This is a genomic window from Geomonas azotofigens, assembly GCF_018919395.1.
GTDB classification, from domain to species: Bacteria; Desulfobacterota; Desulfuromonadia; order Geobacterales; family Geobacteraceae; genus Geomonas; species Geomonas azotofigens.
This window is the reverse complement of the sequence record NZ_JAHLME010000007.1, coordinates 127,725-144,166: the sequence shown is the minus strand read 5'-3', so window position 1 is coordinate 144,166 and position 16,442 is coordinate 127,725. Positions and strand designations below refer to the sequence as shown.

General features: G+C 64.0%; 16 protein-coding genes. 6 read left to right on the top strand and 10 right to left on the bottom strand.

The features are described 5' to 3' along the window. Positions 1–65: 65 nt before the first annotated feature. The 3 genes from KOL99_RS19010 to KOL99_RS19000 all read left to right on the top strand — a co-directional run bounded on the left by KOL99_RS19010 (position 66) and on the right by KOL99_RS19000 (position 2,667). Positions 66–641, top strand: coding sequence for an ANTAR domain-containing response regulator (locus KOL99_RS19010; protein ID WP_216512051.1), 576 nt, complete (start codon positions 66–68; stop codon positions 639–641). Positions 642–894: 253 nt separating this feature from the next. Beyond that, entirely contained in the window at positions 895–1,734 is an 840-nt protein-coding gene (gene htpX / locus KOL99_RS19005) for a zinc metalloprotease HtpX (RefSeq protein ID WP_216512050.1), read from the top strand. Positions 1,735–1,746: 12 nt separating this feature from the next. Beyond that, the gene (locus tag KOL99_RS19000) at positions 1,747–2,667 is read left to right on the top strand and encodes a TerC family protein (RefSeq protein WP_216512049.1); all 921 of its coding nucleotides are present in this window, start codon (positions 1,747–1,749) and stop codon (positions 2,665–2,667) included. Between the two features lie 150 nt (positions 2,668–2,817). Here the strand turns inward: KOL99_RS19000 and KOL99_RS18995 are convergent, their stop codons facing one another. The 6 genes from KOL99_RS18995 to KOL99_RS18970 all read right to left on the bottom strand — a co-directional run bounded on the left by KOL99_RS18995 (position 2,818) and on the right by KOL99_RS18970 (position 9,366). Beyond that, a complete protein-coding gene (locus KOL99_RS18995; protein WP_216512048.1) occupies positions 2,818–4,137 on the bottom strand; it encodes a hemolysin family protein in 1,320 nt (439 codons plus the stop codon). A gap of 215 nt (positions 4,138–4,352) precedes the next feature. Further along, positions 4,353–4,853 carry a chemotaxis protein CheX gene (locus KOL99_RS18990; RefSeq protein WP_216512047.1) on the bottom strand — a complete coding sequence of 167 codons (501 nt, stop codon included), beginning with the start codon at positions 4,851–4,853 and terminating at the stop codon, positions 4,353–4,355. A 122-nt stretch (positions 4,854–4,975) separates the two neighbouring features. Continuing rightward, on the bottom strand, positions 4,976–6,181 hold the full coding sequence (locus KOL99_RS18985) for a methionine adenosyltransferase (protein ID WP_216512046.1): 1,206 nt from the start codon (positions 6,179–6,181) through the stop codon (positions 4,976–4,978). Positions 6,182–6,382: 201 nt separating this feature from the next. Next, the gene (locus KOL99_RS18980) at positions 6,383–6,778 is read right to left on the bottom strand and encodes an FxsA family protein (protein ID WP_216512045.1); all 396 of its coding nucleotides are present in this window, start codon (positions 6,776–6,778) and stop codon (positions 6,383–6,385) included. A gap of 9 nt (positions 6,779–6,787) precedes the next feature. Continuing rightward, the gene (locus KOL99_RS18975; protein WP_216512044.1) at positions 6,788–8,161 is read right to left on the bottom strand and encodes a sigma-54-dependent transcriptional regulator; all 1,374 of its coding nucleotides are present in this window, start codon (positions 8,159–8,161) and stop codon (positions 6,788–6,790) included. An 11-nt stretch (positions 8,162–8,172) separates the two neighbouring features. Continuing rightward, complete coding sequence (locus tag KOL99_RS18970) at positions 8,173–9,366, bottom strand: pyridoxal phosphate-dependent aminotransferase (RefSeq protein ID WP_216512043.1); 1,194 nt, start codon at positions 9,364–9,366, stop codon at positions 8,173–8,175. Positions 9,367–9,547: 181 nt separating this feature from the next. On the opposite strand from KOL99_RS18970, the gene KOL99_RS18965 reads away from it, so the two are divergent. Continuing rightward, positions 9,548–10,831 (top strand): O-acetylhomoserine aminocarboxypropyltransferase/cysteine synthase family protein, encoded by a 1,284-nt coding sequence (locus KOL99_RS18965; protein WP_216512042.1) that lies wholly within the window; start codon positions 9,548–9,550, stop codon positions 10,829–10,831. Between the two features lie 284 nt (positions 10,832–11,115). Here the strand turns inward: KOL99_RS18965 and KOL99_RS18960 are convergent, their stop codons facing one another. After that, on the bottom strand, positions 11,116–11,607 hold the full coding sequence (locus tag KOL99_RS18960) for a YchJ family protein (RefSeq protein WP_216512088.1): 492 nt from the start codon (positions 11,605–11,607) through the stop codon (positions 11,116–11,118). Positions 11,608–11,643: 36 nt separating this feature from the next. After that, positions 11,644–11,934: a Dabb family protein gene (locus KOL99_RS18955; protein ID WP_183349410.1), complete on the bottom strand. Its 291-nt coding sequence runs from the start codon at positions 11,932–11,934 to the stop codon at positions 11,644–11,646. 205 nt (positions 11,935–12,139) lie between these two features. Between KOL99_RS18955 and KOL99_RS18950 the strand changes: the two genes are divergently transcribed. Then, the gene (locus KOL99_RS18950; protein ID WP_236026442.1) at positions 12,140–12,871 is read left to right on the top strand and encodes a DUF4350 domain-containing protein; all 732 of its coding nucleotides are present in this window, start codon (positions 12,140–12,142) and stop codon (positions 12,869–12,871) included. Positions 12,872–12,907: 36 nt separating this feature from the next. Then, positions 12,908–13,282 carry a desulfoferrodoxin gene (locus KOL99_RS18945; RefSeq protein ID WP_216512040.1) on the top strand — a complete coding sequence of 125 codons (375 nt, stop codon included), beginning with the start codon at positions 12,908–12,910 and terminating at the stop codon, positions 13,280–13,282. 176 nt (positions 13,283–13,458) lie between these two features. Here KOL99_RS18945 and KOL99_RS18940 read toward each other — a convergent pair whose 3' ends face one another. Beyond that, positions 13,459–14,829, bottom strand: a complete 1,371-nt coding sequence (locus KOL99_RS18940) for an HD-GYP domain-containing protein (protein WP_216512039.1) — start codon at positions 14,827–14,829, stop codon at positions 13,459–13,461. Further along, the gene (locus KOL99_RS18935) at positions 14,822–16,429 is read right to left on the bottom strand and encodes a HEAT repeat domain-containing protein (protein WP_216512038.1); all 1,608 of its coding nucleotides are present in this window, start codon (positions 16,427–16,429) and stop codon (positions 14,822–14,824) included. Before KOL99_RS18935 ends, KOL99_RS18940 begins: the two co-directional genes overlap by 8 nt. Positions 16,430–16,442 lie beyond the last annotated feature (13 nt).

Below are 16,442 nucleotides of genomic sequence, written 5' to 3'. Positions count from 1 at the left end.
TATGCTCTTTAACCGGGTAACCTGTCCGTCCGGGCAGTTCCAATCGTCGTAAGGAGGTGAAATTCATGGGAAAGGCTGTCCTGTACGTTCGCGACGAGGATCTCCTTGAGAGCCTAAAAAACAGGCTGAGGGAGCGGGGTTTTGCTGAAATAATAGCGTCCGGGAGTTCGGGCGAGCTTCTGAGCGAGGCCTTGGCCAACCATCCGGAGGTGGCCGTCGTCGAATTCCGGACCGGTGACCAGGACATCGTCGGCACGGTAAGAAAACTCTGGGACAAGCTGAGCCTTCCGATCGTGATGATCGCGGAAAGTCGCGACCTGGAGGCCGTGCAGACCTGGGGTGAGTCGGCGGTCTCCACCGTTCTGGCCAAGCCGGTGCGCGAGGAGGAACTGGTCGCCGCGCTGGTCCTCTCCATCGCCGCGGCGCGGCGGGTGGAGCGGCTCAAGGAGGAGGTCTCCTCGCTGAAGGAGAGCATCGAAAGCAGGAAGGTGATCGAGAAGGCCAAGGGGCGGCTCATGGAGCGGGACAAGCTCTCCGAGGCCGAGGCGTTCCGCAGGATGCAGCGCCTCGCCATGGACCGCAGGATCTCGATGCGGCAGCTGGCCGACGCGATCCTCCTCACCGAGAGCATCGCCGGCTGACTGTAGATTCCCCCCCGTGGGAAAGGGAAAAGAAACGGTTGACACCAGTGGCTCCGTTACCTATATTTCATGATGGTAAAGGGGAGTAGCTAACGGTTGACACCGCAACCGACCCGTGTTCGTCAAGACGGCCATCAAGGCCCGGACATGGGGCATGACAATCCTGTCAGAGCAGGCAAGACCTTTATCCAGTGCAACGCGCCTGGGTAAAGGTCTTTTTATTTGACCAGGTGACTCGGCAAGGGGGTAAGTCATGAACAGATTCAAGACAGCGGTCCTGCTCACCACGCTCACGCTGATCATGGTGGCGCTCGGAAGCGCCATCGGCGGCCGGGGCGGCATGTACCTCGCCTTCATCATGGCCTGCGCCATGAACCTCTTCTCCTACTGGTTCTCCGACAAGATCGTGCTGCGCATGTACGGCGCCCAGGAGATCACCGAGGCGGAGAACCCGGCCTTCTACGGCATGATCAGGAGGCTCGCCGTGCAGGGGGGGCTTCCCATGCCCCGGGTCTACATCATCCCCTCGGAGAGCCCCAACGCCTTCGCCACCGGCAGGAACCCGGAGCACGCCGCGGTCGCCGCGACCGAGGGGATCCTGCGCATCCTCACCCCGGAGGAGATGGAGGGGGTGATGGCGCACGAGCTGAGCCACGTCGCCAACCGCGACATCCTCATTTCCACCATCGCCGCCACCATAGCGGGCGCCATCTCCATGCTGGCCAACATGATGCAGTGGGCCGCCATCTTCGGCAGCCGCAGCGACGACGAGGAAGGTGGGGGGTGGGGCGGCCTCGCCCTCGCCATCATCGCGCCCATCGCCGCCATGCTGATCCAGCTCGCCGTCTCCAGGAGCCGCGAATACCTGGCCGACGAGAGCGGCGCGAAACTGTGCGGCAAGCCGCGTTCCCTGGCCAGCGCGCTCAGGAAGCTGGACCAGGCGTCCCGGGCCCTCCCCATGTACGAGGCACGGCCGGCGACGGCGCACATGTTCATCGTCAACCCGCTCAGCGCGGGGATGCTGATGAAACTTTTTTCCACGCACCCCCCCATGGAGGAGCGTATCGCCCGACTGGAGCAGATGGGGCATTAACCGGAGGGAGTTTTGACCAACAGAGAGATGATGTGGATCGCCTTCGCGGGGATCATCACCGTGATGTTCATCCTGGACCTCTTCGTCTTCAACAGGAAGAGTCACGAGATACGGTTTCGCGAGGCGCTGGCGTGGACGGCAGTCTGGGTCGGCCTCGCCATGGCCTTCAACGTCGGCGTCTGGTACGTGCTGGGTTCGGCCAAGGCCCTGGAATTCCTCACCGGCTACATCATCGAGGAGTCGCTTTCCGTCGACAACCTCTTCGTCTTCATCATGATCTTCTCGTACTTCAAGGTGGCTAGGGCGCATCAGCCCAAGATACTGAAGTGGGGGATCATCGGGGCGCTGGTGATGCGCGGCATCTTCATCGTGGTGGGGATAGAGCTCATCGAGCGTTTCCACTGGATGGTCTACGTCTTCGGGGCGGTGCTGATCTACACCGGTTTCAAGATGGCCTTCGGAGGGGACGAGGAGGTGCACCCGGAGCACAACCCGCTGGTGCGGCTGGTGCGCCGCTTCATCCCCATCACCAAGCGGGCCCTCGGCGACCGTTTCTTCATCAGGAGGCGCGGCATCTGGGCCGCGACGCCGCTGTTTCTGACCCTGGTCGTGGTCGAGTCGAGCGACGTCATCTTCGCGGTCGATTCCATTCCCGCGGTGCTCGCCGTTACCCACGACCCCTTCATCGTGTACAGCTCCAACGTCTTCGCCATCATGGGGCTGCGCTCGCTGTACTACCTGCTGGCCAACGTCATGGAGATGTTCGCCCATCTGAAGCTCGGGGTTTCCGTGATCCTCGCCTTCGTCGGCGGGAAGATGCTCCTGTCGAACCTGGTCGAGATCCCGTTACAGCTTTCGCTGGGCGTCATCATAGGCTCGCTGACCATCTCCATCCTCACCTCGCTCATGGCGGCGAAAAGGCATAGGGGCTAGGGACTGGGGGCTAGGGGCTAGAAAAAGCAAAGGCGGGCCAAATGCCCGCCACTGCCAACAGTTCCACTTCTAATCCCGCAGTCCACAGCCCCCAGGTTTCGAAGCCGCTGAGTCCCTAGTCCCTAGTCCCTAGTCCCTAGTCCCTAGCCCCTAGCCCCTAGCCCCTAGCCCCTCGTCTTTCTTAACAATGCGCACCTGGGTGATGCCGGTGCGGGTCACTTCCTCGCAGGTCAGCAGGTATTCGCCCAGCTCGACCGTCTCGCCCTGCTCGGGAAAACGCCCGATCCGGTTCAGGATCAGCCCCGCCAGCGTGTCGTAGGGAAGGTCCTCGCCCAGGTCGACCTCGAGGAGGTCCTCGAGATCCGAGATGGAAATGAGGGCGTCCACCAGGAAGCTCCCGTCCGCCAGCACCTGCACCCGGCTTGGTTCCCCCACGTCATGCTCGTCCTCGATCTCGCCGACCAGTTCCTCGAGTAAGTCCTCCGTCGTTACGATGCCGCTGATGCTGCCGTACTCGTCCACCACGAAAGCCATGTGCACCCGGCTCTTCTGCATCTCCTTCAGCAGCTCACTCACCTTCTTCCCCTCGGGGACGAACACCGGCGGGCGCACGATGGAGCGGATGTCGAAGTCGGGCTCGCGCACCATGCGCCCCAACAGGTCCTTGCCGTGGATGAAACCGACCGTCTCCTCGATGCTGCCGAGGTACACCGGGTAGCGGGAGTACATGTTGTCCAAGACGCCGTTTAGGATCTCGTCGTTGGAGAGGTTCAGGTCGAAGGCGACCACGCGGGTGCGCGGCACCATTACCTCGCGCACGGCGGTGTGGGTGAAGTCGAAAAGGTTGTCGATAAAGGTGTGCTCGGTCTCGCTGAAGATGCCGCTTTCGTGCCCCTCGGCAACGATGTGCTGCACCTCCTCGCGGGTCATGAAGGCCGTCCCCTCCCCCTTGAGTCCGAAGATGGCCAGGGTTAACTTTGTGGAATAGCTGAGAAAGGAGACCAGGACCCCCGCCACCCGGGCCAGGAAGGTGATGGATTTCACCACCCGCAGGGCGACCGGCTCGGCGTACTGCAACCCGGCGGTCTTGGGGACCAGTTCCCCAAGGATCAGTTGCAGGTACGAGATGGCGCTGACCACGATGCCGATGGCGAGAGGCTCGGCGGCGTTGCGGATCATGGCGATGGAGGAGACCTGCAGCACGGGGCGAATGTAGTCGACCGCGATGACGCCGCCCACCGCCGAGGCGGTCGATCCGACTACCGTGACGCCGATCTGCACGATGGCCAGCAGGCGGTGCGGGTCGTTTTGCAGCGACTCCACCAGCGCGGCCCGCTGGTCCCCCAGGGCTACCAGTTGTGCCACCCTGCTTTTGCGAATGGAGATGATGGCGAATTCGGCGCAGGAAAAAAAACCGTTCAGCAGGATGAGGACGGCGATGACCAGCAGTTCAACAAAGACGGTGTCCAATTACCCTCCGGGTTAGTTCATGGGGGTCGCGGCGGCCGCGACTGCCAAAGCTCAACAGATGCTCATTTTCAACGCTAACCGGGGTCTTGTCAACCTTTTGTGTGGCTAAGGGTGCTAAAAGAGACGGCGCTGTGGCCGGGCGGAGGGATTCGCATCGAAGGCGAGAGAAGCGGCCACGCTCAGGTGGCCGCTTCGTCGATCTGTTCCGCAGGTGACTACTTGCCGATCTTGAAGGAGAGCAGGAAACGCTCCTCCCCGCAGACAAACGGCATCACCAACGATTCCGCGCTGGAAATGCTCTCCAGGGCGTAGTCGTTGCCGTAGATCACCGTCGGTATCGAGAGGTTGATGTCGGCGCCCTTGGGGGAGAAGATGTGTTTCACGTCGCCTCCCACCATGTTGGCGATCTCGCCCATGGCGTCGTTGACATCGTCGTCGACCTCGGTGACATCCATGCCGAGCATGTTGGAGGTGACCTGCAGCGCCAGCTTCTTCGGGCAGTGGATGGCCAGGATGCCCGAGTGGCTCCCGGCCAGGCCGACCATGCTGGTCACCGTTTCGTGAAAGGTCAAGACCGGCTCATCCAGGGGAGGCTCGTCGACCACGTCCAGCATCACCATGGTGGAAAAGACCCCCTTGGTGATGTCCGCGATGGTTTTCCTGACCTCGTCCTCGGTGGTGTTGGCCTCGCTGAGCACCGCTGCATCAAGCCCCATGTTCCGTCCTCCTCACCCGCATCGATTAGGTAGCGTAGTCCAGCACCTGACTGAAGAAAAGCAGGTAGATAAAGATGCGTATAAATGCATTCGGCAGATATGCGCCGGTCTTTAGCGAATTTTTAACAGACCAGGAAGTCCCCCCGGGCCAGGGCCTGGCAGAACTCGGGGATCCCGGAGAGTTGGCGCTGCATGACCTCCCGCACCTCGGCCTCCACCTCGGCGACCGTGCGCCGGGGTTCCATGACCAGTTGCGCGTTGGCCATCTGCGGCCGGTCCACCGGGTCACCGATCCGGCTCAGCAGCATGACGTAGGCCCCGCGCACACCCGCCACCGACTTGCAGATCTCCCGCGCCATCCGGTGCGACAGCACGTTATAGATCTTGCCGACGTGGCTCATCGGGTTTTTCCCCGCGGCGGCCTCGGTGCCGATGGCACGCGCGATGGGGATCAGGCCGTTGACGCGGTTGCCCCGCCCGACCTGCCCGGAGTCGGCGTCCTCGGCCGAGGTCCCGAGCAGGGAAAGGTAGACGCCGGCGAGGCCGCGCCCGGCCCGGTCCAGCGTGTTGTAGTGCACCCGGGTGCGCTCGAAGCCGCGGCACCCCCGCTCCAGGAAGTCCCGCATCTCCATCTCGACGGCGTGCTTTCTCTCGAAATACTCCCGCTCCGAGCCGATGCGCCCGGCGAGAAGCGGCATGGCGACGGTCAGGTCAAGCTCGGTCCCGTTTCTGAGCCCCATCACCTTGACGTCCTCGCCGGTCTCGGGGAAGAGCGTCTTGAACCGCCCGCTGTTCAGTTCCCGTTCCAGGGTGAGCACGGCGCGCTCGGTCGGGCTCAGGGGATAGTAGCCGACGGCGGCGGAGGTGTCGTTGGCCCCCCTCACCGCGCCGGGGCGCGCGAAGATGTCGGTCAACTCCTGCGAGCCGGGAGCGAGCTTCAGCCGGTAGCTCACGTGGCGCTCGGGATCCACGTGGCGCAGGTTGCGCGAGATCCACGCTTTGGCCGCGCCGACCGCGATGTCGTGCACCGGGATCTCCTTCCCCGCCAGGCTGAAGGTGGCGCGGTCGCCGATGGTGAGCTCCATCGGCTCGATGACCTCGCCGCCGCCGAAACGCATCTCCACGCGCCCGGCCGCCAGAAGCCCCTTGTCGATGTTGTGGTGGAGGATGGTGCCGAATTCGGAGAGGTAGGCCTGGGAGAGGGCGACCGAGATGGAGTCCATGATGCAATCGCAGATCTGGTCCGGGTGTCCCGTCCCCTTGCGCTCCACAATCTCGACCCGTTGCTGCGTGACCTGCGTGCCGTGAAACTCTTCCACCACCAGCATCGTCTTCCCCTTTCTCCGCGCGGCGCAGGATACGGCCGCCCGGGCAACCCGAAAATAGTAGCCGAAAAAGGTGGGGGCGCAATTGGAGACGGCATTGGGTCCCCCCTCCCGCCTTCGCGGACCGAAGCGCAACGGCGCGCAGGCCCGTCAAGGGAGGGGGAGAGCTGGAAGCGACAGGACACGCTGGACGGGAAGAGAAGGTTAGAAGTGGCGGCGCACCACGAAGCCGCCGCGCGAGATCTTGTTCTGCAGCCAAAGCCCGAGCCAGAGCTTGATGAAGCGCCTGGTGGCCGGGATCAGGAAGAAGATGCCGAGGAAATCGGTGAAGAAGCCGGGAGTGGTCAGGAGGACGCCGCCGATGAAGATGAGGGCGCCGTCGAGCAGTTGCGCGGCGGGAAGCCGCCCCTGGGAGAGCTCGTCGCGGATCTGGCCAAGCACCCTCCCCCCCTGGTGCCGGATCAGCCAGGCGCCCGTGAGGCTCATGAAGAGCAGAATGGCGACCGTGGCCGCCCCGCCGATCACCTGGCCGACCTTGATGATCAGGTAGATCTCGATGACCGGCACGATCAGTAAAATGAGAAACAGTCTGAAGAACATGGCGCCCCGTTACTTCTTCATGTCGATGCCGTAGCTCTTGATCTTCCGGTGCAGGTTGCTCCGCTCCAGTTCGATCGCCTCGGCGGTCTTCGAGACGTTCCAGTCGTTCTCCTCGAGCTTTTGCATGATGAACTCGCGCTCGAACTCCTCGCGCGCCTCCCTGAGGCTCGAGAGCTCCAGCACGCTGTCGAGCTTCCCCCCCGCCCCTTCCCGCCCGCCGGCGGAGACGAAGTCGTCGGGGAGGTGGTTCATGGTGATGGTGCCGCCGGGGGTCATGATCACCAGCCGCTCCACGATGTTCTTCAACTCGCGCACGTTGCCGGGCCAGTCGTAGCGCTTGAGCGACTCCATCGCCTCGGGGACGATGCGCTTTCTCTCCCTCCCCTCCTGGTCGCAGAAGGCATCCAGGAAGTAGCCGGCCAGAAGCGGGATGTCCTCGCGGCGCTCCCTAAGCGGCGGGACCTTGAAGGGGACCACGTTCAGGCGGTAGTAGAGGTCCTCGCGGAAGGTGCCGTTCTTGATCTCCTCCTCGAGGAGCTTGTTGGTGGCGGCGACGACACGGACGTCGACCTCGAGGGTCCGGGTGCCCCCCACCCTCTCGAACTTCTTCTCCTGCAGGATGCGCAGCACCTTGGCCTGGGTCTTGAGCGACATGTCGCCGATCTCGTCCAGGAAGAGCGTGCCGCCGTCGGCCAGGTCGAACTTTCCCTTCTTCTGCGCCACGGCCCCGGTAAAGGCGCCCCGCTCGTGCCCGAAGAGCTCGCTCTCGATCAGCTCCTCGGGAATGGCGGCGCAGTTGATCTCGATGAAGGGCTTGTCCCGGCGCTGGCTGTGGTAGTGGACCGAGCGGGCCACCAGCTCCTTGCCGGTGCCGTTCTCGCCGGTGATGAGGACCGACGCGTTGGTGGGCGCGACCAGCCGGATCTGCTCGGCGAGCTGCTGCATGGCGGCCGAGTTGCCGATCATCTCGTACCCCTGCTGCACCTGCCCCCGCAGCGTCGCGTTCTCCTCCTTGAGTCGGTTCATGGCGAGGGCGTTCTCCACCGTCACCACCACCTTCTCCAGGGAGAGCGGCTTCTCGATGAAGTCGTAGGCGCCCAGCTTGGTCGATTTCACCGCGGTCTCGATGGTGCCGTGACCGCTCATCATGATGACGTTCAGGGCCGGGTGCAGCTCCTTCAGCCGTTTGAGGGTCTCGATGCCGTCCATCCTGGGCATCCAGATGTCCAGAAGCACGAGCCCCGGGAGCTCCTTCTGGCAAAGGGCGAGCGCCTCGACGCCGTCGGCGGCGCAGACGGTGCGGTACCCCTCGTCCTCGAGGATGCCGGCCAGGGAGGAGCGGATGCCGTCCTCGTCATCGACTATGAGAATGGTCTCGGTCATGGTGGTCCCTTCTATCCGGGTAGCCCCGCCTCTTTTGCCAGCTCGCGCCAGGCCGGGATGCTCCGCTCGATCATCCCCTGGTCCACGCAGTAGGCGATGCGGAAGAAGCCGGGGGCGCCGAAGCCGGCGCCGGGCACCAGCAGGATGCAGTGTTTCTGCGCCATCTTCACGAATTCGACGTCGTCGGCAAGCGGCGACTTCGGGAACAGGTAGAAGGCGCCGTCGGGTTTCACCATGGAGAAGCCCATGGCGGTGAGGGAGTTGTAGAGGAGGTCGCGCTTGACCCGGTAGGCGTCGATGTCGACCGAGACGTGCTGCAGCCCGGCCACCAGGCGCTGCATCAGGGCCGGCGCGTTCACGAAGCCGAGCACGCGGTTGGAGAAGACCGCCCCCTCCATGAACTGCTCCACGTTCTTCATCCTCGGGCTCGCGGCCAGGTAGCCGATGCGCTCGCCGGGAAGCGCGAGGTCCTTGGAGTGCGAGGTGACGATGACCGAGTTCTGGACGTAGCGGAAGATGTTGGGCACGCTCTTGCCGTCGTAGGCGATGCGGGCGTAGGGCTCGTCGGAGATGACCAGGATCTGTCTGCCGAGCTCCGCTTCCTTGGCGGCCAGCATCTCCCCCAGTGCCTGCAGGCTCTCCGCGGGGTAGATGACGCCGGTCGGGTTGTTCGGGGAGCAGATGATGATGGCGCGGGTCTTTTCGGTGACCGCCGCGGCGATGGCCGGGATGTCGAGCTGGAAGGTCTCGCGGTCGGTCCAGACCTCGACCGGGACGCCGCCGTGGTTGTCGATGTAGAAACGGTACTCGACGAAGAAGGGGGTGAGGAGGATCACCTCGTCGCCGGCGTTCAGGATGGTCTTCAGCACCACGTTCAGCGCGCCGCCGGCGCCGCAGGTCATCACCACCTGGCTCCCCTGCACCGGGAGATCGGAGGCGGCGGAGAGCATGCGCGCCACGGCGTTCCTGGTCTCCAGGTAGCCGGCGTTGTTCATGTAGCGGTGCATGCCCTGGACCGGCTGCTTGGCGAGCTTCAGGAACTCGGCCTGGAACGCCGCGGGGGGCTCGACGTCGGGGTTCCCCAGGGTGAAGTCGTACACCTTGTCGGCGCCGAACTCCTTCCTGAGCTTCTCACCCTCCTCGAACATCTTCCTGATCCACGACGATTTCGCAATAAATCCGGCGATCTTATCAGCGACGGGCATGCTTCCCCTCCTTGGTTTTGGTGTCCAATTTTTTAACACATTCCGGAATAGGGGGCAAGGCGTATTACCCCGGGGGATCAGGCCACCAAAGCACCATTCTCATATTTCCCTGCAACAGCCGCGGCAATCATGCTATAGTGCGGCCCTTGCCTTGCCATATGACCCACGAAGGAGGAAACCAATGAAGAAGAATTGGCGCATCGAGACCCAGGCGATCCAGGAAGGGTTCGTCCCCAAGGACGGCGACCCGCGCATCCTGCCCATCTATCAGAGCACGACCTTCAAGTTTTCCAGTGCGGAGCACGTCGCCAAGCTGTTCGACCTCGAGGTCGGCGGGCATTTCTACACCCGGCTTTCCAACCCGACCGCGGAAGGGTTCGAACTGAAGATCGCGGCCATGGAGGGGGGCATCGCGGCCATGGCAACCTCCAGCGGACAGGCGGCCTCCACCATCGCCGTCATGAACATCTGCCAGGCGGGCCAGCACGTGGTCGCGGCCAGCACCCTGTACGGCGGCACCTATTCGCTCTTCGCCAACACCTTCCCCAAGATGGGTATCGAGGTGACTTTCGTCGACCCCGAGGCGGACGAGGCGACCATCGTCGCCGCCTTCCGTCCCGAAACCCGCTGCCTGTTCGGTGAGACCATCGGCAACCCCGGCCTCAACATCCTCGATTTCGAAAAATTCTCCCGCATCGCCAAGAAGATGCAGGTACCCCTCATCATCGACAACACCTTCCCGACGCCGTACCTGTGCCGGCCGTTTGACCACGGCGCCGACATCGTCATCCACTCGGCCACCAAGTACATCGACGGCCACGCGACCAGCGTGGGTGGCGTCATCGTGGACAGCGGCAACTTCGACTGGGGCAACGGCAAGTACCCCGAGATGACCGAGCCGGACGAGAGCTACCACGGCCTGCAGTACCTGAAGACCTTCGGCAAGCTCGCCTACATCGTCAAGGCGCGCGTGCAGCTCATGCGCGACATCGGCGCCTGCCCGGCCCCCATGAACGCCTTCTTGTTCAACCTGGGGCTCGAGACGCTGCCGCTTCGCATGCAGCGCCACTCGGAAAACGCCCTCGCCATGGCGAAGTTCCTGGAGAAGCACGAGGCGGTTTCCTGGGTGAGCTACCCGGGGCTCGAGAGCCACAAGAGCTACGCCCGGGCGCAAAAGTACCTCCCCAAGGGGGCAAGCGGCGTGCTCACCTTCGGCATCAAGGGTGGCGCCGCGGCGGGCAAGAAGTTCATGGAGAGCTGCCAGCTGGTGGCGCTCGTGGTGCACGTGGGCGACGCGAGGAGCTGCGTCCTGCACCCGGCCAGCACCACGCACCGCCAGCTTTCCGAGGAGCAGCAGATCGCTTCGGGCGTCACCCCGGACCTGATCCGGCTCTCGGTCGGGATCGAGCACATCGACGACCTGATCGAGGACGTGAACCAGGCGCTGGCGGCGAGCCAGAAGTAACGGCGGCGAGGAAGCCAGGGGCAGCGCGGCCGGGGCAAGAGCCTCACCCGGCCGTCGGCCGTCCTCTCCCGGAGGGCGAGGGTAAATCTGTCCCCGCTAAGGGTGCCAAGGTGTAGCCTGAACTCTGCCGCGGGGATTACCCGAACGGCGTCTGACGAGAAGGTGCCCCGAAGGGGCGGATGAGGGGCTGGAAGCAGCAAGCACTTCCGCAAAAAGAAAGGGGCGAGTGGATTTTCCACTCGCCCCTTCGCTATTCCCGCCTCAGCGGTGCGTACCGCGGCCGGCTACTTGCCGCAGCACTTCTTGTACTTGATGCCGCTACCGCAGCTGCAGGGATCGTTACGCCCGATCTTGGGCGAGGTCCTCACGATCGGCTGCGCGGTCACCGCCTTGCCATCGGTGAAGAGCCAGGTTTCCTTCTCCTTTTTGAACAGGGCGCGCTCGTGGTGCACCCGGTCCTGCCCCTGCTCTTTCCAGCGGGCGATGAACTCCACCTCGCCGGTGACGTCGTCCTTGTCGCCGTCCTTGGTGGAGACGATCTCCAGCCCCTGCCATTCGGACTTCTCCGCCCACTCGCGGGTCCCCTCAGCGTCGTACCCCTCGCGGTGCTTTGGGTGGGTGCTCTCGAATATGAAATCGGTCTCGACGTTGGCGTACGCGGCGTAACGCGCGCGCATCAGCGCCTCTGCCGTCTCAGCGCGGCGCTCCCCCTTGATAACGGGGCGACAGCATTCGGCGTAGGCCACGCCGCTGCCACAGGCACACAACTCCATCAGTTACTCCTCCTCATTGCTCTTTATGTGCTGCTTGAATCAGACTTCGTAGTCGGCGGCGACCACCGAAGAGCAGACGCTCCTCATGTAGGCGGCCACCTCGTTGGCGTGGTACGGATGCACCTGGTAGGCCTGCAGGTCCTCCAGGGAATCGAACTTGGTGTACAAAGCGATGTCCGCCGAGCGCTCGGAGCGGATCAGGTCCACCCCAACCTCGAGATGGCGCAGCAATTCCACCTTGCCGTCCATGCTCAAAAGACGCTGCCTGGCGGCCTCTACGTTCTCAGCGGTGGCCTCTTTGAGCTTGAAAAGCACTATATGCACGATCATGTGTAGCCCCCAGAATCAGTAATGACGTTCTCCGGATACCTGTAATACATCGGCGCCCGCCCCCCTGTCAACGGTGGCAGTCCCCTGAAGAAAAAAAAGTTGTTGCGCGGTCGAAACAATGCTGCTATAAGGACCAACAGGATCAAAAAGGTCTTTTTTAAAATTTCATGCAATGGAGGATTAAATGACTGGCGCTTTGAGATTCATGAGTATAATTGTACTGGCGTTTCTCATGATGACCGCACCTGCCCTGGCGGGAGGCAAGGTCCTTTTCGACAACGGGCACGGCGAACGCTTCCAGGTGAAGGAGCAGGGACCGCTGCAGCTTTCCGGGCTGGCCGAGGTGATCCAGGGGGCCGGACTCGAGGTCGCCACGGTGGACCAGCCTCTCTCCGATGACACCCTCTCCGGCGCGCGCGCCCTGGTCATCAGCGGCGGCTTCGCCCCGCTGCACCCAAACGAGATCGAAGCGGTGGTGAGGTTCATCGAAAACGGCGGTCATGTCGCCATCATGCTGCACATCGCGCCCCCCATGGCCTCCCTGTTGAACCGGCTGCAGGTGAGCCACAGCAACGGCGTGGTACAGGAGCGCGAGAACGTGCTCGATGGTGACCTGCTCAACTTCCGGGTCGTTCGCCTGAAGGAGCACCCCCTGTTCAAGGGCGTCACCGATTTCAGCGTGCACGGCGCCTGGGGGCTCATCAACCAGACCGACAGCGCCCAGGTCATCGCGGCCACCGGATTCCAGAGCTGGGTCGACCTGGACCTGGACCAGAAGCAGGCCAAGGAGGAGACCGCGTCCTTCGGCATCGTGGTGGCCGGCACGGTCGGCAAGGGCTCCTTCCTCGTCTTCGGCGACGACGCCATCTTCCAGAACAAGTTCCTGGAAGGCAACAACAAGATCTTGGCGGCAAACCTCGCCGCCTGGCTCAAATAGTTCGATCAAATCAACCAACCAAACAGGAGGGATTCAATGGCACAGGCTTTGGAAATCTACAAGTGTGAGATGTGCGGCAATATAGTCGAGGTGTTCCATGCCGGCGGCGGCCAACTGGTCTGCTGCGGCGAGGAGATGAAGCTGCAGAAGGAAAATACGGTCGACGCTTCCAAGGAGAAGCACGTGCCGGTTATCGAGCGCGGCGCCGGGACCGTCACCGTCAAGGTCGGGAGCATCCCGCATCCGATGGAAACCGCCCACTACATCGAGTGGATCGAAGTGATCGCCGACGGCAAGGTCTACCGCGCGCAGCTCCAGCCGGGTCAGGCGCCGGAAGCGACCTTCCCGATCAGCGCCGCCGACATCAAGGTCCGCGAGTACTGCAACCTGCACGGCCAGTGGTCCGCGTAGACCCGCACACCACGCTTTGGACGTACAAAGGGGGGACGGCGAAAGCCGTCCCCCCTTTTCATTTGCTGCAGCCGGGGGGAGGCAAATCCCCCCTGTCCACCCTTCGCGAAGGGGGGACGGCTTGGTCACGTGCGGCACTTCGTGGCTGAGGATGCCCCAGTGCCGCCGGTCTCCCTTTACGCCAGCAGGTGGCTCGCGACGTTGATGTTCTTCAAAAGCGGGTCCACCGGCGCGATGATGGAAGCGTAGCGCTTCCCCCCCTGCGCGGCGAGGGTGACCAGTCTCGGCGTTTCCAGCGCCCGTCCCTGTGCGTCGATCAGGACCTTCACCGACGGTTCCGCGCACTCCATCGGGTGCGGCTTGAGCACCAGCGCGATCTCGTTGGTGTCCAGGCGCACCAGGCTCCCCACCGGGTACTCCCCCATCATCGTTTCGAACTGCTCCACCAGCTCCCCGTTGAGCGAGGAGCCGGCCAGGCGGTGCATGATCTCCATGGCCTCCTTGGGGAGGGTCGGGCGCTGGTAGGTGCGCAGCGTGGTGATGGCGTCGTAGCAGTCGGCCACGGAGACGATCTCCGTGTAGAGACCGAAGTGCATGTCCCGCGCCCACTCGGGGTAGCCGGTGCGGTCGTGCCGTATGTGGTGCCCGAGTACCGCTTCCGCCACCGCGGGGGGGATGTTCTTCATCTTCCTGACGATCTCGGACCCTTCCTCCGCGTGGCGCTTCATCTCCTTGAACTCGGTGTCCGAGAGCTTGCCGGGGCTGTTCAGGATGGTCTTGTCGATCTTGGTCTTGCCGATGTCGTGCAAAAGCCCCGCCGTGTTGATCTCGTGCAGCGCCTCCTTTTCCAGGCCGAGAAAGGCGGCCAGGGTGAGCGCCAGGATGCCGACGTTGACCGAATGGCTGAAGGTGTAGTTGTCGTAGTCCTTGATCATGGCGAGCCCGAGCAGGGTGGTCGGCTCCTCCATGGTGACCGAGACCATGTTCTCAACGACACCGTTGATCCACTCGCCGCTGGGGATCCTGCCGTTGTCGATCTCGCGCATGGTGTCGCGTACCGCCTTCAGCGCGTCACGGTAGATGGCCGCGGGGACCAGGGCTTCCTTCTCCCCCTCCCCCTCTCCGGCGACCAGCTCGTCGATGCCCAGCCGGATGTTGCCGATCCCCTTGCGTTCCAGCTCGGCGGGAAAGGTGTCGGGGCCGATCTGCCGGGTCGCCAGCAGCGCCGCGAAGCCGAACAGGTCGTCGGGGGTGACGCCGGGATAGATGGTGACGGCATCGACCCCTTTCTGCAGCAGGCGCTCCACCAGCTCGATCACGGCGGCGTTGGGGGCGACCAGCAGGCACCCCTCGATGAAGAAGGTCCCTTCGACCACCCCCAGGTGCAGCTCGTGACGGTCCCCCATCATCTCGCCCATGAGGACGACCAGTTCCTGCAAGGGCTGGCGCACCGCCGGGTGGGCGAGCGGATAGAGCAGCACCGACTTTATCGAGGCGGTGAACAGCATCGCGGCGCGCTGCACGTCCTGTTTGGTGATGTCACTCATGCCCGGCGTCCTTCTGCGCCGTCGCCTGCAGCGCGGCGGCCGCGGGTCCGGCCAGCGCTCCCTGGCCCGAGGCGTATCCCTGCAGGAAGGCCCGCGCCTGGTCCCCGCCCAGGGCGGCGATGGCCTCGATGGCGACCAGCTTCTGTTCCAGGCGGCGGGTCGTGCCGAGCAGGCAACGCCTGCGCACCAGCTTGAACAACGCCCCCAGCGCGCGCCGGTCGCCGATACGCCCGATGGCCCGCAGCGCCTCCAGCTGCAGCGCGTGCAGCTTCCCCCTCAGGTCGCGCCGCGCCGCCAGCCGCAGCAGTGGATCGAGGGCCGCCTGGTTCCTGCAGTTCCCCAACCAGGAGATCGCCTGCAGCGCGGTGGCCTCGTCCCGCTCCTGCACCAACGACAGGAGCAGGCTGGTGGCCTCCATCCCTCCGACACGCGCCAGCGCCCTGATGCTCTCGGTGCGCACCCTCCCGTCCGGGTGGTACGCGGTCAGGGCCAGCCCCTTCACCGCCTCGCGGTTGCCGATCTCCCCGAGGATGGCCACGGCCATCTGCACCACCTGTATCCTGGCGTCCTTCAAAAGGGCGAGCAACTGGGGCTGCGCCTGCGCGCCGATCCGGACCAGGGCGGTTGCCAGGGCCTTGCGCGCGGTCCTGCTGCCGGTCGCGGTCAGGCGCCGGATCACGGCGTCCACCACGTCGCCCCCCGCGAGCCTGAGCATGCGGCAGATCCGCTCCTTGTCGGGAAAATCCACGTCCTCCAGGTGATCCAGCAGGTGTTCCGCCATCTCCCCAAGAATGAGCTGTTGCAGCACGGTGTGCGCCGCCTCCCGGCAGGCCGTGCTCCTGGCGGGATCGGCCTGCTGTTGCACCAGGCGCGTCAGCACCACGTAGAGCCGGTCGAAGTTCCCCTCCAGCTTCAACGGCAGGGCCTTTTTCAGCAAGAGGCGCGCCAGCTGCCGGTAGCGCTCGTCGTCGGTCTCGGCGGCGAGCGCGGCGAGGATCTCGTCGATGCCGGGCTCGCCCCCCTCCCCGGCCACGCTTCGCTGCGTCTGGGACGACTCGGCGGGATTTTCCTCCAGGACCTCGGCGCCGCTGTCGCCCGCCTCGTCCTCGGACTGCCCGGCCGTTTTCTTGGTGAATACCGCCGTCACGTCGATCTGGTTCACCATCACGGCGGAGACGCCGTTTCGGGCCAGCATGCCGGCCACGCCCCCCTCCTCGGCGATTTTTTGCGGCGACACCGCCAGCGCGGAAAGAAGAGCCGAGAGATCCGCCAGGGAGAGCTCCGGCAGGAAGGTGAGCCGCTGCAGCTCGCGCGCGAAGAGTTCCTGTGCCAGGGCCTTGGTCATCGGATTGCTTTCGACGGGCTCCTGGCGGCCGGCGATGGCGAAGCCACCGCGCTGCACGATGAGGGTGACGCTGCCGTGCCGAACGAGGTTGGTGACAGCCTGGTAGGCGGAATTGAGAATCTGCGAGCGCAGGGGATGGTTGTCGGGATAGAAGGAAAAGGCCTTCAATGCCTTGGAGGTTTCGGCGAGCGCTTTCTGGCAGGCGACGCCGATATCTTCACTGTCTTCGAATAGATTTCGTTGGTCTTCCGGCATTTTCCATTCCCGT